Source organism: Crassaminicella profunda, from assembly GCF_019884785.1.
In the GTDB taxonomy this organism is placed as follows: domain Bacteria; phylum Bacillota; class Clostridia; order Peptostreptococcales; family Thermotaleaceae; genus Crassaminicella; species Crassaminicella profunda.
Genome location: NZ_CP082326.1, coordinates 2,927,971 through 2,950,337 on the forward strand (window position 1 = coordinate 2,927,971; position 22,367 = coordinate 2,950,337).

A 22,367-nucleotide genomic window follows, 5' to 3' on the forward strand; every position below is an offset into this window, starting at 1 on the left:
TAACTTAACAAATGATAAAATATAATATATACAGATTTTTATGAGAGAAAGGTAGGCGTAAAGTTACGCTTTGGTAACGAATATAAATGAGCAAATATAATATACTAGTTGTTGATGACGACCCCGATATCGTTGAAGTGATAACACTTTATCTTAGAAATTCAGGATATAATGTAGATACTGCCAGCAATTGCAATGCGGCATTAGAAAAGATTAAAAATAAATGCTTTCATTTAATACTATTAGATATTATGCTACCAGACTTTGATGGAACGATTCTTTGTCAAAAAATCAGACAATATCTATTTTGCCCTATTATCTTTATCAGCTGTATTGATGATGAGGATCATATACTTAATGCATTAAATTTGGGTGGAGATGATTATATAAGAAAACCCTTTAATCCCAAAGAGTTAGTGGCACGTGTCAAATCTAATTTAAGAAGAGTAGCCTATGAACAAAATAAAAATACACTTAACAATAAAAAATTAACCATTAAAGATTTAACTATTGATATAGAAAAATGTACCGTTCTTAATAAAAATAAAGAAATACCTTTATCCCCTATAGAATTTGATATTCTCCTATTTATGATTAATTACCCTAACAAGATCTTAAGCTACTCTGAAATATATGAACATGTATGGAAGTGTAAAAGTTTAGGAGATATAAGAACAGTAATGGTTCATGTCAGTAATCTAAGAAAAAAAATAGAGGCTAGTGGTTGTATAAAATATATAAAAACCATAAAAAGAAAAGGGTATATGTTTTTATCCTAAACCTTATAACTGAACAACTACACAGCCACCCCCCTTTGTATTTTTTCTGTTTTTCAGGGGAAGTTTTCGAATGTTTTTTATTATTCATATTGACAAAACAAAAAAACAAATATATAATAATTTTCAACATCATAAACACAAATCGTTGAATAAGAAGAGTAAGTATATTGAAAAATCTTAGAGAGTCGGTGCTGGTGGAAATCCGATATTTGTAGGTATACTGAATGGACTTATGAGTTGGAGCTGAAATTTTTAGTAGGCAACACGGGCATCTCCCGTTATAGAGATAGGATATCGGAAATTTTCCCGTATCTGAAAAAGTGGGTTATTATTTTAATAACCAATTGAGGTGGCACCACGTAAATAGCGTCCTCTATATGTTTTTATAAACATGTAGAGGATTTTTTAATTTCCGGAATAATTATTAAATGCTATATGCATACTTTAAAACGTAAACTTTTTTGTTTAAGTTCAAAATAAATTTTTATAAACATTTTGCACTTATTATTTCAAGAAAATTCAAACTATAGGAGGCTTTTCACATGATAAAAAACAACAATGGCTATTTTGGAGAATTTGGAGGAAGTTATGTACCTGAACCATTAAAAGAAGTTTTAAAAGAGGTAGAAGAAAAATTTTATCAATTTATTAACGATCCTGAATTTCTTAAAGAGTTAGCTTATTATCAAAAGCAATATATAGGTCGCGAAAATCCCCTTTATTTTGCTGAAAGATTAACACAAAAAATAGGTGGCGCTAAAATTTATCTTAAAAGAGAAGATTTAAATCATACAGGTGCCCATAAAATTAACAACGCTATTGGCCAAGCCCTTTTAGCAAAAAAAATGGGTAAAAAAAGAATTATCGCTGAAACAGGAGCTGGACAGCATGGTGTTGCTACAGCAACAGTTTGCGCTTTATTTGGAATGGATTGCACTATTTATATGGGAGAAATTGATATCAAAAGACAAGCACTAAATGTTTTCAAAATGGAGCTTCTTGGTGCAAAAGTTGTTCCTGTAACTAGGGGAACTGCTACCTTAAAGGATGCTGTAGATGCGGCACTCGAAGATTTTGTTGAAAATGCTCATAATACTTTCTATCTTTTAGGTTCTGCTGTAGGACCTCACCCTTATCCTTCTATGGTAAGAGAATTTCAAAGTATTATTGGAAAAGAAGCAAGAAAACAAATATTAGATCTAGAAGGAAAACTTCCTGACTATATCATTGCAGCAGTAGGTGGCGGTAGTAATGCTATAGGACTTTTTCATCCATTTGTAGATGATAAGGATGTAAAAATCATTGGTGTAGAACCTGCTGGTAAAGGTCTTGATACACCTGATCATGCTGCATCTATCGTAAAGGGAAGTGTTGGAATTATTCATGGATTTAAATGCTATACCCTTCAAGATGAAAAGGGTGAACCCCTTCCTGTTCACTCTGTAGCAGCAGGACTTGATTATCCTGGAGTTGGTCCTGAACATAGTTATTATAAATCTATAGGTCGTGCTGATTATGTAGGGATTACTGATAAAGAAGCACTAGATACTTTCTTTGAGTTATCTAAAATAGAAGGGATTATCCCCGCTATTGAAAGTGCCCATGCTGTTGCTTATGGAATAAAGCTTGCAAAAGATTTAGAGAAAGATAAAATCATCATTATTAATCTTTCTGGTAGGGGAGATAAAGACATAACACAGGTAAAAGAAATGCTGTAGTAATTATGGCGAGATCACTAAATCTCGCCATATATTCCTTATTCCTCAATATGTTTTTTTAGGTAATCTATTCTTTACTTTTATAGAATGCATCTAGTTGTTTTCTTTCTTCCTGTGTAAGATCTTTAGATTTATAAAAGAATTTTACTTTTTTATCTCGTAAATCCACCTTCACATTTACATCATATTGGTCATATGTAAATTCTAAATGAGTAGATGTTTTTGTAGAATAACCCTTATGTACCTTTACAAACTTTAGTTTTGCTACATCTTCTATAATTTGTTTACTCTTTAAGAAGTTCATAGCAATCTTTTTCTTTTCTTCAAGCGAAAGTTTTTGAATTTTCTTAGCCTTCATTGTAGCATCTTCTATTTGACATTGACTGGTAATAACTTCCGCTGTATTTGCATTGATCGCAACTTCATAGATTTTCTTTTCTTTTTTTTCTTTATTCATATAAAACCATACTGCATACCACTCTGGTTCATAAACTGAATAGCCTCCACTAATATGTATCCCTAATTCTGTATTTTTTTCATCTACTTCTGTTTGAAAATATTTATTTATTGCCTCTTTTGCAAGCTCTTTTGCTTTTTCCTTAGATACCTTCACTTGAATCACTTCTTCATACTGATTCATAGCAGAATAAGTTTTTTCCTCTTCTATCGCTGTTGTTTTCACTACTTTTTTTTCAACTGTTTTTTCTATAGGAGCTTGGTTTTGCATTGCTTGTGAAGAACTACAACCGCTTAATAGCATAGTTCCCATAACAACTGCACAAATCCCTTTTTTCCATTGTTTTTTCATTTTATAATTCCCTCCCTTTCTTTATATATTTAGTATAAAGAAGGATTATATAAAAACTATATAGGTTTTGTAAACAATTTGTAAATAAATTTTCATATGATACTACCTCATACTCGTATATTCATCTTTCTTACAAAATTTCCAAAAATATTTTTTCTATAGTTATACACAATTTTAAAATGAAGCTACCTATTCTGATAGCTTCATTTTTTATCTATTTTTATTCATTTAAATAAGTAGTAATCTTATTCTCAAGATTCTGAATCAATTCTTCCTGTGCTATTTCTCCTTTTACATATTTTCCAAAGGAATCCTTTACAACGCTTCTGATTTGAGGATCTAGTGAAACATCTACCTTCATATTTTCTAAAGCATTTTTAACCTGCTTCACTTCCTCTTCTGTAAGGGGATAAGAGTATATGATATAATCTTCACTAATATATGCCCTTGGCTCTTTTTCTTTCTTTTTGCACTTTTCTAATCTATCTAGATTATTTTTCTTTTTCACTGAAAATTTACTATAAAAATCATCTCCACGATAATTATTCGCCATGAATTTAAGAAAATCCCAAGCAATTTCTTTATTTTTTGACTGTCTATTTAATCCATATCCAAAGGGTTCATAGGTGAATTCCCCATTTCCTTTGTCTGTAGGATAAGGATAAAGTTGATAATTTTCTATATCATTTTTTATCTGATCGAATCCATCAACTCCAATAATTTCAAGATTTTTTTTATTAAAAAATGCTACTTCTCCCATTCTTTTTTGTTCCCCTATATCCATCATTCTCTCTATTTCATTATGATAAAGTTTTTCATCATAAATAGCTTCTACATCTTTTAATAAATCTTTAAAAGCTTCACTATTGAAATTTGTTTTTTTGTTTTCATAATCAATCCATTTATCTATTTCTCCTAAGAAAAACATCTCTATTAGCTCTTGCTTATCCATTTTCACGAGCCCATAAATCCCATTATTTTTAGAAATTTCTCTTAGAGCTTTCATAAAACTTTCTCTATTCCAATTTTCTTTATTTATAATAATATTTTTTTCATTTATCAGCTTTTGATCTGCAATTAATCCTCCTATAGTAAAATTTATAGGAAGTGCATAATAATTATTTTGATATTGATAACTATCAAGAACAGTCTTATAATACTCATTTATATCAAAATCTTTATCTTTTTCCATATAAGCAGTTAAATTTTCAAATATCTCATTTTTCATGAATTTTTTCATGGGTAAATGCTCTGTTGGAATCAAATCTTCCCCTTCTCCTGCTAACATTTCTGTATTTATCTTTTTTAAATAATCAGAAATATAATCTTCTTTGTAATCATATTGATTTACTTTTACAACTACATCTGGATTTTTTTTCATATACTTTATAGCTAATTCTTTGATTTCTTCTTGTTGATATTTTGTATTAACTCCTACTTTAATAATTTTTTTATTGCTTTTTGGTGGAATTCCTTTTTTCTTTTTCATCATAACGATCTTAGAACAGTCTTTTTCTAACTCATAAGTAATAAAATTCATAAATAACGTTCCTTGATTATTAACAGCAAATCCATTGATCTGCGTATTTGTTAATAAAAGAATAGGTACATTTTCTCCATCTATAACAGTTCCTAATAAATTTCCTTCCATATCAAAAGACTCTATTATCATCTTGTCTGAAAAATACAACAATTTCTTTTCTTGTAAATCAAAATCTAATTTTGTTATATTGCTTGATTCTCCTATTTTTTTCTTAAAAACAAAATTATTTCCATCTATTTCTTTTTTTGCTAAAAATAGTCCTTCCTCATCTTTAATTAATGCATAAATACTATTGTCTATTTTTACAAAATCTTTTACATTTGCTTTAATAAGCGTCTTTACGATATTTCCTTTTTCATCTATTTGTAAAAGTATATTGCTATCATTCTTATAAATAAAATTCTTATTTTTAGTAATATACATTCTTCCAAAATCACTATTTTCCCATCCACCCATATCATTTGGTGCAATAGAAATTTTCTTGATTACTTTTCCTTTTTCATCTAATTTCCATATTTCATGGACAAGTTCTTTCCCTGGCTTTTTAGGTCCCACTTCTCTTATGTCCATATATATTTTTTTTTCTTCATCTTGTCCAATGGCAAAAGGTATTTTATAAGAATCTTTAGGTATTTCTACTTTAATTTCTTTTGTAACCTTTCCAGTTTCATCATATTTTCTAATTTTATTGTCTTCTAATAATGCATACATATTTTTATACTCATCATTAGTAAATCCTATAATACGTTCCTTACTATTATTAAAAGCTTCTTCTTCATAATAAAATTTACTTTTCTCTCCACAACCTACTAAAGAAAAGATGATTACTACCATACAAAAGAAAATCATATTTCTTTTCATTCTCATTTCCCTCCTTTTTTGTATTCCTTATATAATTCATATTTTTATTTATTTATTTCAGTGAATTCTATTTTTTCTAGCATCTCTTTAGCAGAATCAAATACTAGTGATTTACCCATTTTTTCGTCCTCTGTATCCTCTGGAAATTTACTCTTATCTGGAACAGCAATTACATATACAAATCCATTCGCTTCATGGGTTTCTACTTGAACTTGCTCTCCTAAAAATATAGTATTTTCTTTTGTTAAAAAATCTTCTATCTTATAATTATTTTCTTTCATTTTCTCCCATTGCTCTTTTTTAATAAGATAAATTCCAGCTAACTGAGTTTCTAAATCTTTATAACCCCATTCTATACTACTATATATATCAACACTATATTCTGACTTGTTTTTAATCTGATAATTTCCATTTACCATACCTAAAATATCATCATAATTATCTACCCAGGCTTTTGAATATGAAAATTTAATCCCCATTTGGCTATCTTCATAAGCTTGAGGTGCAGAATCCTCTTGTCCTTGTGTACTTTTCCCACACCCTACAATAGAAATACTTAGTATTACCGCCATTATCATTGCTACTATTTTCTTATTCATACTAAAACATCCTCTCTTCTACTCATTTTTTAATTTTATTTAAAAACTTATAATACAATCATAAATTTCAATTGTATAGAAAGTTTATGATTTTTGTAAAGAATATGTAAAAAGGAATAGAGAATCTATTAAAATTCTCTACTCCTCTAATTCCATTTTCATATAATCAATACTCGCTACAACCCCTCTACTAAACTCCTCCACTCTTTTTGTATTTGTATTGACTCTTATAAATACTTTATTGGTAGCTTCCTTTGGATCCTCATATAAAAAATAATACATCCACACATTTTTTTTATTCAATTCTTTTACTAATTTCATTTTATCAGTTTTGAAAATTTTATTTTTTCTGATAAAGTCACCTACAATCTGTTTTGCTTCTTCTAAAGTAATATTTTCATTTGTTTTTTCTTTTTTCGAATCATATTCATTGTAACTTATATTTAAGATTTCTCCTGTTTCACCATCTACTCTAGTAATATACATGAAATATTTTCTTTTTTTGAAAGTTTCTGATTTTCTACTTGTATGCCAATATAACACATAAAATCCTTTTTTTAAAATATCTTTATAGTCCATCTTTATTTGTAAATACTTTTCGATTTCCATCTCTTCTAAACTTTCTTTTACTTCATCAAAAGTGACATAATTCATAGTGTAGATAAGATCCTCTTCATTAATCTCTAAATTATAATACTTCTTAAAGGCCTTTAATGTTTTTTCTTTTAATTCTTCTTCTGTAAATTTTTCTAGAGGTTTCTTTAAGGTTAATTTCTCTTCTTTTTCTATTTGATCAATCATCAATTGATCCTTTTTTATTTCAGAAAAATTTTCACAGCCTGCAAGGAGGATCATACTAATCAATAGTAGCAGCATTATTTTCTGATTCATCTATCTCAACCTCCTTCTTATTGAATATGATTTTTATAGAAGTTCCTTCATTAACTATACTATTGATTTTTAGGGTGGCTCCATGTACCTCTACAATTCTTTTACAAATAGATAAACCTAATCCTGCTCCATGGTTTGCTCTTGTTCTCGCTTTATCTACCATATAAAAGGGTTCTAAGATTTTATCCAGATGTTCTTTAGGAATACCGATTCCCCCATCCTTTACCTCAAGAATCATTTTTTCTTTTTCCTTTGACAAATTCAGATAAATTTTCGTATCCCTTTCTGAAGCTTTATAAGCATTATCGATTAAATTAGAAAGGAGTATTTGAATCAAATTTTTTTCAACTCTCCATTCACTAGGCTCTGCATCAATCAAAATTTCTATATTTTTTTCCTTCATCTTTGGTTGCATAACCTTTTTTACTTGAATAAGCAATTCTTTTATATTTACCTTTTCTTTCTTAAAATCTTCTTTTCTCAGTACAAGCAAATCCATCAAATTAAAGGATAATTCCTCTAATCTTTTCCCTTCTTCATAGATAAAATTTAATGCTTCATAAAAGGTTTCTTCATCACATTTCGTAGTTCTTAAAAGATTAGCATAGCCAATGATAGAAGTTAAAGGAGTCTTTAATTCATGGGTAAAATTATCAATAAATCTTTCTTTTTCAAGATTATTTTTTTCTAATTGGTGAATATTTTCTTCTACAGCTTCTGCCATTAGATTGAAGTTTTGTGCCAATATACCTAATTCATCTTTTGTATTTAAATTTACTCTTTCATGATAATTTCCCTCTGCAATTCTTTTTGTAACTCGCATCAGCTCTTTGACAGGTTTTGAAATCCATCGACTAATAAAAAACATAAAAATAGAAAAAACAACTAGGGCAATTCCTTCTAGTCGAAAGAAAAAATCATATTGTTCCTTCTTTTGTTCATAAATACTAGAAATATCTCTCATATAAGTAAGCTTAAAGATACTTCCATTTATTTCTATCAAGTTTGTTATGAATATATACGTATTTTTTCCTACCTCTCTGATGATGGTTCTTCTTTCATTCATTTTTTGTATATTTATTTCCTCACGATATTTGGGTAATAAAAAATCTACATTGCTATAGATTTCTTGATTTTTTTTATCTAATATTTCTAAATAAATCCCATTAGATTTTTTTGCATAATCATCTGCAAATTTATAAATAATTCTTCGATTAAAATCTAATAAATCAATATATCGATCTAATGTTCTAAAGGCTGGTAAACTCGTATCTACCCCTGAATTAATAGTCAATGCTTCATTAAAGCATCGATTCACTTCTCTTTTTAATGAAGCATTGTGATTTTTTTCAATAAATATAACCCCTGCCAAATTAAAAATCAAGATAAACAGAATAAGAGTAAAAATATATAACTTTTGCCAAAGCTTCATATTAGTCCTCCAATCGATAACCAATCTTGTAGATGGTTTTGATATGATTCCCAAGATCTAACTTTTGTCTAAGAGCTTTTATATGCATATCTACTGTTCTAGTCCCACCATAATAACTCATATCCCATACTCTTCCTAATATTTGTTCTCTGGATAAAGCAATATTTTTATTTTGAATGAGTAAACATAATAATTCGTATTCCTTTGGAGATAATTCAACTGTATTACCATCATTTTTTACGATTCTCTCTTCTAGATATACTTTGATATCCTTAAAGTTAAGAACTTTTTCATTTTTTCCATATCTTCTTAATACTACTTCAATCCTTGCTAAAAGCTCTATGGCTTCAAAAGGCTTGACCATATAATCCTCAGCACCTAATTTTAGCCCATTGACTTTATCAAATACAGATTTCTTTGCTGTTAAGAATATGACTGGAATATTTCTATGCTTAATTTTTTCCATGACCTCAAAACCGTCTGCCTGAGGTAACATCACATCTAGAATAATCAAGTCAAAATTCTCTTCATCTATGATTTCTAAAGCCTTCAATCCATCCATAACCTTTTTTGTTTCATAGTTTGCTATATTTAAATTAATTTCTATTAATTTAGCTATGGCCAAATCATCCTCTACAATTAAAATTTTTTTCTTCAAAATTTTCTCCCACCTTATCTTTATCTTTTAAATTTTTTAGTTTGCGACTTCCTATATGTATTAACAATAATCATCTTATCTATAAACCCAAGCAATAAAATGAAACTATACTATGATAGCTTCATTTTATCATTTTTTAATTGCATAAAATGTATTCTTGCTATTTATATCAATTTCTCATTTTAAAGAAATTTATTATTCGTTCAAGTAGGTTGAGATTTTATTATCTAATGTTTTTATTAACTCCTCTTGTGCCATTTCCTTAGCAAAATATTTTTTTATAGCTTCCTTTAAAATTTTATTGATTTGTGGGTCTATACTTGTATTAATCGTCGTATTCTCAATAGCATCCTTTATATTTTTAATATTTTCCTCTGTTAATGATGATGAACTCAATTCCCCACCTTCAGTCGCAATGATTATTCCAGTATTTTCACCGTTTTTCATTTCGTCTAATTGCTTTTCTAAAGATTTTTTATTCATTTCAATACCAGTATAGAAAGCACCCTTATCTTTTTTTTCTCCACTTAAATATTTTAGAACCTCCCAAGCAAGTTCTTTGTTTTTTGAGTTAACATTAATTCCATATGCATTAGCTGTAAATGCATGCCCACCTTTCCCATGACTACTTGGATATGGATAAAGCTTAAAATTTCCAATCATATTTTTCAATAGTGGCATAAACATAAGAGATATTTTTGATTGATTCATGAAAACAATTTTTCCATTTGTTCCTTGATACATATTCATTCCCTCTATATCCATTCCTGTTACATTTTCATCTATCAGCTTTTCATCATAAATGGTTTGTACATCTTTTAATAAAGCTTTAAAGCTTTCACTATTGAAATTTGTCTTTTTATTTTCATAATCAATAAAGTGCTCTTGGTCCCCTACAAAAAACATTTCAAATATTTCCTCTTTCTCCATATTCGGTAATCCATAAATCCCATTTTCCTGTGAAAGCTCTCTTAATACATTAATAAAGCTTTCTCTATTCCAATTTTCTTTTTTGACCTGCATATTCTTTTCATCTAATAAATCTTGATTTGCCATTAAGCTTCCTAATTTAAAACCAATAGGAAATGAATAATAATTTCCCTGTATTTTTAGATTCTCGAATACATTTTGGTGGTAATCTTCCATATTGAATTCTTTATCTTTTTTCATATAATCACTTAAATTTTCAAAAACACCACTTTTTACATATTTACTCATAGGTAAATAAGCCGTTGGAATTAAATCATCTCCCTTTCCTGAAATAATGTTTGTATTCATCTTTTTCAGATAATCAGAAAGATATTCTTCTTTATAGTCATACTGATTGATTTTTATAATCGTATCTGGATGGGCCTTCATATAACCACTGATTTTTCCTCTTAATTCCATAGCTTCCATTTCTGTATTCACGCCAATAGTAATCACCTTTTTCTTACTCTTTGGCTTAACCCCTTCCTTTTTAACGAACACAGTAATGTCCGTGATAGCTTCTTCCCCACTTCCCATTTCACTATAGCTCATATAAACATTTCCGTCATTATTCACAGCAAAACCATTTGTAAATATATTTTTTGTAAACACTTGAGCATCCTCAACACTTATTACTGTCTTTAAAAAATTTCCCTCTAAATCAAAAGCTTTAATCTCTTCGGATCCTGTTGTATATAATAAACTTCCCTCTTTAGGATCATATCCTAAAAATCCTATAAATTGTTCACCATCTATTTTTTTCTTATAACTATAATCCTGTGAACCCATTTCTTTTTTTGCTAGATAGGTTTCTCTATTTTCATCTAAGATGATTGCATACAAAGTATTTTTTATCTTTACAAAATCCTTTACCATTTCACTTACTAAAGTATTCACCAATTCTCCCTTTTGGTCGACCTCTATAATTTGATTGGTATCGTTTTTATAGATAAAATTGTTATTTTCATTTATGTATAGCTTTGATCCACTATCATACGCAAATTCACCCTGATCATTTTTAGCAACATCAATCTTTTCTGTTACTTTTCCTTTTTCATCAAACTTCCAAATCTCATGAATCCTATTTGTCTGTGATTTTTCAAACATTATTGAGGATTTTACTTCTATATATAGATTCTTTTTTTGATCTATGCCTATGCTCATAAGGCTAATATCTGCATCTTTTGGTATTTCTAATTCAAATTTTCTTATAAGTTTTCCTTTTGAGTCATATTGCTGAACTGTATTTTGATTTACTATAGCATATATATTTCCTTCTTCATCATTGGTTACTCTCATAATATTCCCATCCACTTTTTCAAAAGCTCCTTCTTCATAATAGAATTCTTCTGTTGAAATATTATTATTTCCACAACCTACTAATGAAAAAAGCATCGTACATATTAATAAAAAACAAATTCTTTTCTTCATCCTATTCATCCTTTCTCCTCTTTTGTTATAATGATTGAGCAAATTATTATTTCATCTGTTAAAGCAATTATACTTTAGAGCTTTGTAGAAAGTTTATGCTTTTTGTAAAGAAATTGTAAACAAAAAAAATAAAATGAAAATGTGTAAGATTACATTTCCATTTTATTCATTTCACTTTAGATATAAATTTCTGTGTATTTTTTTATAGCAGTATATATATTCTCATCAGGTCTTTGATCTCCTAATCCTCCAGAATAATGAATAAAACCATATGCAGGAAAGCTTTTATTCGTTAATAAATTGGATGGAATAGGTATAGAAATCATTCCCATATGCTGAGCAAACGTATTTATTGCTTGCAAGCAAAGATCTCCACCGCCTTCTGAATTACTCGAAGAAGTAAAAGCAGTTAATTTCTTTCCAACTAATTTTCCTTCTATCCAAAATATAGATGCTCCATCCATATAAGCTTTCATTTCACTTGATACATTACCAAAATAAGTAGGACTTCCTATAATAATATGCTCACTTTCAAGCATTACCTCAGGTCCTGCAACTGGAATATTATTGATTTCATCAAAATATTCTTTCGCTACGGGGAATATATTCATCCATTTTTCTAAATCATCATCTTTTACCCGATATAAAGATACTTCTTTTCCTTGTTTCTTTAAACAATCATAAAAATCCTTTGCCATCAAATAAGTATTTCCACACACACTATGAAATATAATCGATATTTTCATTCTCTTTTCCGCCACCCTATCCTAATCAATTTATAAAATTATATCATGTAATTTAAAGTTTTAATTTAAATAATCGTACAAATTTTATAGAGAAAAGCTTAAAATTCACAAAATGGTTATCCCTATTCCACTTTCATATCAATCTTTTACTCATTTAAATAAGTTGCAATTTTACTATCTAATGTCTTAATTACCTCCTCCTCTGTCATTTCTTTAGCAAAATATTTCATTGTAAATTCTTTTACAATCTTATTAATTTGTGGATCAAGTGTTCTATTAATAGTCATGTTTTTTAGAGCATCCTGAGTGTTTTTAACTTCTTCATCCGTCAACGGGAATGAATACCATACCGTATCTTCAAGGTAGATAGACTCTTGCTTTTCTATTTTCTTTATTTTATCTAGTGATTTTGTCATCAGCTTTTTGTTCATTCCCATTGAGAAAAAATATTCTTCTTTATTTCCGTTATCACTATTTAAATATTTTAGAAAATCCCAAGCAAGCTCTTTACTTTTTGAGTTGGCATTGATCCCATAAGCATTAGCTGTAAATGCATATCCCCCTTGTTCATTACTATTTGGATACGGGTAAAGCTTAAAGTTTTCAATCATATTTTTCATCTCTGTCAAATTCAGAAGGGCTATGTTTTGTTGATGAATAAACCCAATTTTCCCCTTTGTTCCTTTACTAATTGTCATCATATCCATATTTTCATCTAATAGCTTTTCTTCATAAATAACTTGTATATCTTTTAATAAGGATTTAAAACCTTCGCTATCAAAATTAGTCTTTTTATTCTCATAATCAATAAATTGATTTATATCTCCATCAAAGAATATATTAAATAACTCTCCTTTGCTCATCTTAGGTAATCCATAAACTCCATTTTCCTTTGAAATCGCTCTTAATAAATTGATAAAACTTTCTCTATTCCAATTATTTTTTTCTATATTTATATTTTTATTATCTAATAAAGCTTGATCTGCTACTAAAGCTGCCATTCTAAATTTGAACGGAAATGCATAATAGTTTCCATCTACTTTTAGACTCTTGAATATATTTTCATAATAATCTTTTATATTAAAATCTTTATCTTTTTTCATGTATTCATTTAAATTTTCAAACACACCATTTTTTACATATTTACTCATTGGAAGATAATCTGTCGGAATCAAATCATCTCCTTTTCCCGAAATAATATCTGTATTCATCTTTTTTAAATAATCAGAAAGAAATTCTTCTTTATAATTATATTGATTCACTTTTACAATCACATCTGGATGTTCTTTCATATATTCCGCGATTTTCCCTTTTAATTCCATTGCATCTATTTCTGTATTTACACCAATTGTAAGGGTCTTTTTATTACTCTTTGGTCTAGTTCCTTCTTTTTTATAGAATACTGCAATATTGGTAATAAGTCTTTGTTGTTCCTCGCTACCCCTTTCCATGTAACTCATATAAATAGTTCCTTCATTGTTTACAGTAAATCCAGTTGCATGCATATTTTTTGCAAATACAGGAGCATTCTCAACATCTATTGCTGTTTCTAAGTAATTTCCTTCTACATCAAAAGCTTTAATCTCATTAGCTCCTGTTGTATATAATAATCGTCCCACTTTAGGGTCATATCCTAAAAATCCATAGAACTGTTCTCCATCTATTTTTTGGTTATATACAAAATCTTGTGAGCCTATTTCTTTTTTAGCTAAATAAGTTTCTCTATTTTCATTTTCTATAAGCATATATAGGCTATTTTTGACCTTTACAAAGTCTTTTACATTTTCACTTACTAAAGTATTTACTAATTCTCCCGTTTTGTCTACTTGAATGATTTGATTTTTATCATTTTTATAAATAAAATCATCCTTTTCATTTATGTAAAGCTTTGAAAGACCATTTCTACCCCATCCATCCTGATCATTTTTAGTAATGTCAATCTTTTCTACTACTTTTCCATTCTCATCAAGCTTCCAAATATCATGAATAAGTTTTTTCCCTGGTTCTCCAAACTCTTTTACCTCTACATAAAGATTTTTTCCCTGATCTATTCCTAAACTTAAAATCATCATTGCTTTTTCTATTTCTAATTCAAATGTTTTTACAAACTTTCCACTTGAATCATATTTTCGAAGGGTATTTCGATTCACCAATGCATAAATGTTCCCCTCTTCATCATTAATTACCCCCAAAATATCTCCCTTTATTTCTCCTCCATCCATTTTTTCAAAGGCTATTTCTTCGTAATAAAAGCCTCCTTTTGAATCATTATTTTTTCCACACCCTACTAATGAAAAAAGTATGGTACACATTAATAGGAAACAAATTCCCTTTTTCATCTTCTTCATCCTTTCTGTTTTTTTTACTTATCTTCATTTTACAGAAAGGACTCTTATATAACCATTGATTTACCTTACAAATACATCTATAAACCTTACATTTCTGTCACATACCTAATTGATCCAAGGTTTATCATATTTCATTAAGAGTTCATTATAATCCATTATTTTATCTTTTAAGTTCTTTTTCTCTCTTTCTAAATCTAATGTTTTTCTTTTAAATTCTATAGGCGTCATACTCCCTATTTCTAAATCTATTTTTGCTTTTTTTAAATCATCCTTTGCTTTTTCATAGGATAGAATACTATTATTATATTCATCTTTATATCTTTTCAAAATTTTATAAGTATTTCTTAATTTTTCACCATAAGCTTTCTTTTTATCTCCTAAATCCATATTAGCTTCCTTTAGATCCATTTTCTTTGATCCATAAGAAGGTCCTCCTGCATTGAAAGTATAGAGTTTTACCCCTAAATCTTTCATTCTTACACTTTGCTCTGATCCCCAAATTTCAGGACTAATACTAATCATTCTTGCAATATGGTATTCCACATCTTCATCATCCATTACATCAAAGCTAATACGATCTTCCAAACTATATCTTTCTTCCTTTTTGAATCCTACCATATCATTTAACTTTTCATAATCTTTATCCAAATCCTCTAGAGCCATTTCATAATCTTTCTTAGCCTGATCTTCATCCCTTTTAGCTTGTATTTTTTCATTTTCACTAACACTACCATATTCATATTTGATCCTCATTTGTTTCATATTTTCATTGGCAATCTCTAATTCTAGCTTTTTTATTTTCATATGATCTTCTTGCTTCAATATATTGTCATAAGCTTTTTTAAAATCATAAGCAAGCTGATCCTTTTTCATATCTATGTTGTTTTCTGCCTTTTTTAATTCAATTCTATTTTGCTCAAGTTCTAAATAATCAGAAGTCCTCGCTGCATCATCCTCTCCATTTCCTGTCCCTATAGGAGTTGATTTTACACGATCCTTTGCTTCATCCTTATTCATTTCAGCACGATCTACATTCATATCTAACCTTTTTAAGTCTCTACTATACTTATATACCCGCTCTAATAATTCTTCATAGGTGTAATCCCCTTTTTTCAATACTTCTTTCTTTTCTTTTTGTATAGAAAAGGTTACAGTCTTAGTTAGACTATTATACGTATATTTTGTATCCCATACTTTTGTAGCCATACTTAAAGGAACCATCACCACACCATCCTTTAATTCTACTTGTGTTTTCATCTCTATTGATCTACCATCTATCCTCCACTGACTTTTCCCTATGGCCATTTGAATAATATTATCCCCTTTAAATAAACGAATCACATTTGTCCCTTGATCCCAAGTCATATTCTCTTGCTTCATCCCCATCATATCTAAAAGAAATTCTAATGGAAGCATGAAGCTATCTTCTTTTATATAAGGGGCTACCTTTAATAACATAACTTTCTCCCCTACCTGATAATTTTTTTCATTTGCTATTAACTTCACATCCATTATATTTGCATCTGCAAAATCTGTTGGCAATTGAATCAATTCCTCTGCAAAAGCATTTCCTACGAACATACTACACATAAAAATCATTATAACAATACAACCCATCATTCTATTTTTCATTAGGTTAGTTTTCATAATCCTTCTAATTCCACCTATTAAAATTTTTTCTTTTATTTTATCCTTCATTTAACCTCCTCCTTTTCTAAATAAACTTTCATATTTTGAGTAAATATAAATGTACTCAATACAATAAATAGTTCTTTATTCAACATAAATACAAATGAAGCTTTTATATTTACAAAAATCAATAAAAAAACAATGCTAATCAAACTCAAACTTTCTTTTAAAAAAGAATTTTCTATCACCTTGTATTTTCTATAAATATACAAAGGAATTAAACTAATCACAAAAGATATAACTATCATCTGATAAATTCCCTTAAGTATATATCCTAAAGGTGTTATATAAGCATTTCTATTTGTAAAACTTTCACTAAAAGCTTCCTTTATATTATTTAAATAATAAGTAAGGGTAATAACTTCCTCCTTCATGATTCCTTTAACTGGTAAATAAACGATAGGAATTCTATAAAATAGATATATAAGTAGCCCGACACTCATAAGTCCGATCATAACTTCTTTTAAGAGCGTATACATATTTTCTTTTGTAAACATCCCTTTATCTGTTAGTCTTATTGCTTCATTTAACTTACAATAAAGCTTTTTCCATCTTCTTTGAAGGATTTTCATTATATCCTTTGTCATGACTAAAACTAAAAACAACAGCATACAGGCTTGTATAGTTCTTATACTGTCAATCTTCTTAGTTCCTTTTGTAATCACTACATCGTTTATTCCATATTGGGCTAAAGCACTCTCTACATTCCCTTCACTAATTTCTTTATTCTCATGATCTTTACTCCCTATATAGATACTCGTAATAGGTACTTTCAACTTCTTATCCTTTAATGCATCTAATGGCATATATACTACATTTCTCTCAGGTATAAATAGTGAAAATAAACTTTTTTCTAAAATTCCTACAATCTCATAAACCTTATTCCCTTCTGAAAAATTTAATCCTATGGTATCCTTATTTTTAAAAATTTTTTGAGAAAGCTTTTGTTCTATCACCATAGGTTTTTTCGTATCTAAACTTATATCTGTTACAAAGCTTCCTTTTTTTAATCTAACAGGAAAAAAACTTTTATAATCTCCAAAAACACCCTTTGCTAAAACATTATATTCTTTTCCCTCAACACTCATCTGCGTATTCTTCTCTCCCATAACAAGGATCTCTGTTTTAAGGGTTTCTTTTAATTTATTTAAATCATCTATTTTCATAGAGCTATTTCCATTTTGGCTTACTACTTCATAAAAGGCTTCTTCTGTATCCATGATCATAGCTATATTTTGAAAGAGCAAATCATTTCCAATCATCAAGAGGATAAAAGCTACCAATGCTCCCATAGAAAATCTTCTAAAAAACACATTTTTCATTTTTCTCCTCCTTTCTATTTTTTTAATACTCTTCCATTTTCCTTTAAGTCTACACCTGTAGCATCTTGTACAAATTCTTCATATTTATCTAATCCACTCTTAATAGCTGTTTTGTCTAAATCTGATTCTCCTGTAGTCACATACCTCTTATTTACATAATATTCTTTTCCTAAAGGCTTATCTTCTTTTCTTACTAACCACACAAATTTCCTTCCATTTTGTTCACTTCCTATAGCACTATTTGGAACAACCACATCATATTTAGTGGTGGATTTTGTCTCACGAATAGTTGCAAATTCATCTCCTTTTAACCTCTCATTTTCAAAAGATAAGGTAATGTCCTTTATTTTACTTGGTTCTTCTTTGTTATTTGAAATATCCGTGATTTTGCTTTCTACTTTCAAATCATCTAATCCTTTAAATGTAATATTTAAACGTTCTCCTATTTTTAAGTATTTTGCAATATCCTTCTTGATAGAAATTTTTAATTCATATCCAGATGAAGGATCTGTTAATGCTAGGATGGTTTCATCTTTATTTATTCTTTCTCCTTCTTTTTTAGTAATATTTTTCACAACTCCATCAATAGGTGCTGTGATAATTCCTTTGTTTGCTACAATTTTTTGCATTTCTTTAAATGCAATCTCCTTTAATTTGTATTCCATTTCACTTTCAACTAAACTATTTTGAGCTTTCATGTCTTCAATGGGTTGATTTTTTTTCTTTGTATTATAAGTATCTTCTACATCCTTTAATGTATCTTTTGCTTTTTCAAATTCTTCTTTAGAGATAATATTATTTTCATAATATACTTCTTTCTTTTCAAACTCTTTTCTAGCTTTTTCAACAGCTGCTAATTCTTTTTCTAATCCCTCTTGATTTTCATATTGCCCCTTTGCGATTTTATAATTTAATTTGGATTTTTTATAATTTCCCTCTTCTTGAATAAATTTTTCATTCAATTCCTTTTCATCAAGCTTTACAAGAGGATCTCCCTTTTTTACGATTTTATTGGTTTGAACAAATATCTTATCAATGATCCCTGAAAAGGTTCCATAAATTTGTTCACTTTTTCTAGCTGTAATCGTTCCTTCCTTTTGAATATTCATCTGTAAAGAAGTACTTTTCCCATTACCCACAGCTACCCTTGGTAAAGCTAGATTATTAAGACTTTGCGAAAATATAGTAAATAGTAAAATAACTCCAAAATATTGTATAATCATTTTTCTTATTTTTTTCTTTCTATCCACAGCTTTCCCTCCTATCCTTTTAATCCACTGTTTTTGATGCCTTCAACAAAATAATTTTCTGCATATAAGTAAACAAGTAATACTGGAATCATATATATAGTAGCAGCTGCAAAAGCTACACCAATCTCATCTTTATTCACCTGAGCTAAATAAAGCGATAAGGGATGCATACTTACATCCTTTAAGAAAATCAATGGCTGTTCTACCATATTCCAATAATCAATCATAAGAAGTACCCCAAGGGACGCAATATAATTTTTTGAAAGGGGCAAAATGATTTTGAAAAATATTTGAAAATGATTTGCACCATCTATTTTTGCCGCTTCTAAATATGCATCAGGAATTTTTTGCATAAATTGTCTTAATAAAAAAACACCAAATACACTAAAAACCCCTGGAAAAATAATAGATGCAAATTTATCTAATATGCCTAAATAATTGGCAATCAAATAATTAGGTACTACTGTTACCTGAAAGGGCATAAGCATTAGTAAAATATATAGATAAAATAATTGTTCTCTAAAGGGAAACTTTAGCTTTGCAAAAGCATAGGCTGCAAAGGTTGATACGATAATTTGTCCTAAAATAATAGGAACTACCATGAAAGATGCATTCCAAAACATCTTTAGAAAATTTGTTTTCAAAATAAGAACTTGATAATATTGCTTTAAGCTAATCCAATCAGGGATAAATTTTAGTCCTGAAAATTCTGATCCTTTGTTTTGGAAAATATTTTCGTATTGATTTTGTACTTGACTCGGTTCCATAAAGGAATTCGACACTGTCAGAAAAAGAGGAATAATAAATAAAAGTGCTAATAGACCTACCAATATACTTAAAACAATCTTTTTTTTCAAAATAACTCCGCCCTTCTAAAAATCTAATTTTTTCTCTACTTTTCTCCATAAAAGGACTATCATAAAAATGAATATTGCCATATAGATTGCACTAACAGATAGCTTTTGATAATCTAATACATTAAATAAATTGTTAATATAATGTTGTAGCATATAAAGATCTTCGTAAGGATACTCTCCTCCTAACAAGTAGACCTCTCTAAATATTTTGAAAGAATTCGTAATTGAAATAATAAATACAAAAAAGAAGGTTGGCAAAATGTGAATAAGAGTAATATGATAAAACTTTTGCCACTTATTAGCACCATCTATGCTAGCTGCTTCATATTGCTCTTTAGGAATGTTTTGAAGAGCTGCTAAGAATAACACCATATCATATCCTATATTTTTCCATACATAGAAAAGTACCACAATCCATCTAGCATAAGCTGAATTCATCCAATCTATCGGATCAAAACCAAAACTCGTTACAATATTATTTAAAGTTCCATTAAAATTAAAGAATACTTGCCAAATCATCAGAATCGATGCAGAGGGTACAATAAGCGGAACCATAAAGCAGGATCTAAAAATATTTCTTAAAAACAAAGGCTTATTTAAAAGCATGGCCATTCCTAAGGATAAAACCATAATAAGGCTCACGCTAATTCCTGTAAAAATAAAGGTATTTTTCATAGCTCGTATAAAGATTGTATTGTCCCATATAGTGATAAAATTTGTAAATCCCACAAATTCTTTGCTCATAGGATTATTGATCATAGCATAGTAAATGGTCATCATAATAGGAATAAAAAAGAAAATGAGCTGTCCAATCAAACTTGGTGTAATAAAACCAAAGCCTATCCATCTTTCTTTTTTATTGATCTTTGATTTCAAAGAAACTCCCCCTTTCATTGTGAAATTTTATTGTATATATTGCAATCTCATTATTTTAATAGAATTATGTTTCTCTATGGATCTGTGCAACAAGTTATTTTTATAAAATTCTTTCTTTTACCTCTTTATCAAATAAATGAATCTTCTCTATATCCATATAACTATCTATCATTTCTCCCCTTTTTATAGCTATTTCATTAGTTTTTCCAATGATATTTCCATTTGTTGTCTCTATGTATACATAGGTTTCAGAACCAATATACTCTATAAGCTCTACCTTCCCATTTATAGGAATCATGCCTTTTTCTTTTTCAAAGTAAATATGTTCTGGACGTATTCCTAAAATCATATTTTTTCCTATATATCCATTTTTTCTTAATTCTTTCCCCTTTTCATTTTCAAGGAAGAATGCTAATTCCTTTAATTGGATCAATACTTGCCCATTTTCTTCAATGATCGTTACAGGTATAAAATTCATTTGGGGAGATCCAATAAATCCTGCTACAAATAAATTTTTAGGCTCTTCGTAAATCCTTTTAGGTGTATCCACCTGCTGAACGATGCCATCTTTCATAATCACTATTTTCGTTCCCATAGTCATGGCTTCTGTTTGATCATGGGTTACATAGATAAAAGTTGTATTGAGCTGTTTATGTAGCTTACATATTTCTGTACGCATTTGTACTCTAAGCTTTGCATCTAGATTAGACAATGGCTCATCCATTAAAAAAACTTGAGCTTCTCTGACAATGGCTCGTCCTAAAGCAACCCTTTGTCTTTGTCCTCCTGAAAGCTGCTTTGGCTTTCTCTTTAAAAGATCTTCAATTCCTAAGGTTTTTGCAGCATTTACTACTTTTTCATTAATATCCTTTTTAGGTGCTTTCCTAAGCTTTAATCCAAATGCCATATTATCAAAAACAGTCATATGAGGATATAATGCATAATTTTGAAATACCATAGCTATATCTCGATCCTTCGGCTCCATATGATTCACCTGCTTTTCTCCTATACAAAGCTCACCATTTGATATTTCTTCAAGTCCTGCAATCATTCGGAGAGTTGTAGACTTTCCACAACCAGATGGACCTACAAATACAACAAATTCTTTATCTTCAATTTCTAGATTTAAATTTTTCACTGCATGAAATCCATTTTCGTATATCTTTTCTATATTTTTTAATAATAAAGCAGCCATATACCTCCACTCCCATCTATCCACTTTTATTTTGTTAAACTACATTTTAGGTTAAATACTTTATTTCACTTATTCCAATTTAAATGATTGATTTCTCATCTTAAATCTACATCTTCATTCTGTATATATTCTTTATTTATATTCATTCTATAAAAAGAGGCTATAGATCACCATTCATTTACCTTACAAAATTCCATATTCACCTTACATTTTTGTCACATAAAAATAAAAATTCCTTTTAAAAATAAATCCTTGTCTTTTGACTTTATAATCAATTGATTTAACAAATTATACTTTAAAGATTTATGTAAAGTTTATGTTTTTTGTAAAGAAATTGTAAAGGCTATGGATTGAATCCATAGCCTTTACAATTTCTTTCTAAAAAATATGTAATT

The 22,367-nt window shown here is 28.7% G+C and carries 17 protein-coding genes and 1 other annotated feature; of the genes, 2 read left to right on the forward strand and 15 right to left on the reverse strand.

Annotated features, from left to right (window positions below):
- The first annotated feature begins 86 nt into the window (after window positions 1-86).
- Together K7H06_RS13745 and trpB are read left to right on the forward strand one after the other, a co-directional pair.
- Window positions 87-779: a response regulator transcription factor gene (locus tag K7H06_RS13745; protein WP_223036611.1), complete on the forward strand. Its 693-nt coding sequence runs from the start codon at window positions 87-89 to the stop codon at window positions 777-779.
- Window positions 780-915: 136 nt separating this feature from the next.
- Window positions 916-1,156 (forward strand) — a binding site (T-box leader).
- A gap of 165 nt (window positions 1,157-1,321) precedes the next feature.
- A complete protein-coding gene (gene trpB / locus K7H06_RS13750) occupies window positions 1,322-2,497 on the forward strand; it encodes a tryptophan synthase subunit beta (protein ID WP_223036612.1) in 1,176 nt (391 codons plus the stop codon).
- 67 nt (window positions 2,498-2,564) lie between these two features.
- Here the strand turns inward: trpB and K7H06_RS13755 are convergent, their stop codons facing one another.
- The 15 genes from K7H06_RS13755 to K7H06_RS13825 all read right to left on the reverse strand — a co-directional run bounded on the left by K7H06_RS13755 (window position 2,565) and on the right by K7H06_RS13825 (window position 21,972).
- Window positions 2,565-3,305, reverse strand: a complete 741-nt coding sequence (locus K7H06_RS13755) for a hypothetical protein (protein WP_223036613.1) — start codon at window positions 3,303-3,305, stop codon at window positions 2,565-2,567.
- Between the two features lie 220 nt (window positions 3,306-3,525).
- Complete coding sequence (locus K7H06_RS13760) at window positions 3,526-5,709, reverse strand: ABC transporter substrate-binding protein (protein WP_223036614.1); 2,184 nt, start codon at window positions 5,707-5,709, stop codon at window positions 3,526-3,528.
- 44 nt (window positions 5,710-5,753) lie between these two features.
- A complete protein-coding gene (locus tag K7H06_RS13765) occupies window positions 5,754-6,308 on the reverse strand; it encodes a hypothetical protein (protein ID WP_223036615.1) in 555 nt (184 codons plus the stop codon).
- Window positions 6,309-6,446: 138 nt separating this feature from the next.
- Window positions 6,447-7,199: a hypothetical protein gene (locus tag K7H06_RS13770; protein ID WP_223036616.1), complete on the reverse strand. Its 753-nt coding sequence runs from the start codon at window positions 7,197-7,199 to the stop codon at window positions 6,447-6,449.
- The gene (locus K7H06_RS13775) at window positions 7,165-8,631 is read right to left on the reverse strand and encodes a sensor histidine kinase (protein ID WP_223036617.1); all 1,467 of its coding nucleotides are present in this window, start codon (window positions 8,629-8,631) and stop codon (window positions 7,165-7,167) included. The genes K7H06_RS13770 and K7H06_RS13775 overlap by 35 nt, the downstream gene beginning before the upstream one ends.
- Window position 8,632: 1 nt before the next feature.
- Complete coding sequence (locus K7H06_RS13780; protein ID WP_223036618.1) at window positions 8,633-9,289, reverse strand: response regulator transcription factor; 657 nt, start codon at window positions 9,287-9,289, stop codon at window positions 8,633-8,635.
- A 195-nt stretch (window positions 9,290-9,484) separates the two neighbouring features.
- Window positions 9,485-11,689, reverse strand: coding sequence for an extracellular solute-binding protein (locus tag K7H06_RS13785; RefSeq protein WP_223036619.1), 2,205 nt, complete (start codon window positions 11,687-11,689; stop codon window positions 9,485-9,487).
- A gap of 176 nt (window positions 11,690-11,865) precedes the next feature.
- Complete coding sequence (locus tag K7H06_RS13790) at window positions 11,866-12,435, reverse strand: flavodoxin family protein (RefSeq protein WP_223036620.1); 570 nt, start codon at window positions 12,433-12,435, stop codon at window positions 11,866-11,868.
- A gap of 146 nt (window positions 12,436-12,581) precedes the next feature.
- Window positions 12,582-14,774, reverse strand: a complete 2,193-nt coding sequence (locus K7H06_RS13795) for an extracellular solute-binding protein (RefSeq protein ID WP_223036621.1) — start codon at window positions 14,772-14,774, stop codon at window positions 12,582-12,584.
- Window positions 14,775-14,888: 114 nt separating this feature from the next.
- A complete protein-coding gene (locus tag K7H06_RS13800; protein ID WP_223036622.1) occupies window positions 14,889-16,481 on the reverse strand; it encodes a stalk domain-containing protein in 1,593 nt (530 codons plus the stop codon).
- A complete protein-coding gene (locus K7H06_RS13805; protein ID WP_223036623.1) occupies window positions 16,478-17,794 on the reverse strand; it encodes an ABC transporter permease in 1,317 nt (438 codons plus the stop codon). Before K7H06_RS13805 ends, K7H06_RS13800 begins: the two co-directional genes overlap by 4 nt.
- A gap of 14 nt (window positions 17,795-17,808) precedes the next feature.
- The gene (locus tag K7H06_RS13810) at window positions 17,809-19,044 is read right to left on the reverse strand and encodes an efflux RND transporter periplasmic adaptor subunit (RefSeq protein WP_223036624.1); all 1,236 of its coding nucleotides are present in this window, start codon (window positions 19,042-19,044) and stop codon (window positions 17,809-17,811) included.
- Between the two features lie 11 nt (window positions 19,045-19,055).
- A complete protein-coding gene (locus K7H06_RS13815; RefSeq protein WP_246637531.1) occupies window positions 19,056-19,901 on the reverse strand; it encodes a carbohydrate ABC transporter permease in 846 nt (281 codons plus the stop codon).
- 15 nt (window positions 19,902-19,916) lie between these two features.
- Complete coding sequence (locus K7H06_RS13820; protein WP_246637532.1) at window positions 19,917-20,777, reverse strand: carbohydrate ABC transporter permease; 861 nt, start codon at window positions 20,775-20,777, stop codon at window positions 19,917-19,919.
- Window positions 20,778-20,877: 100 nt separating this feature from the next.
- Window positions 20,878-21,972: an ABC transporter ATP-binding protein gene (locus tag K7H06_RS13825; RefSeq protein ID WP_223036626.1), complete on the reverse strand. Its 1,095-nt coding sequence runs from the start codon at window positions 21,970-21,972 to the stop codon at window positions 20,878-20,880.
- Window positions 21,973-22,367 lie beyond the last annotated feature (395 nt).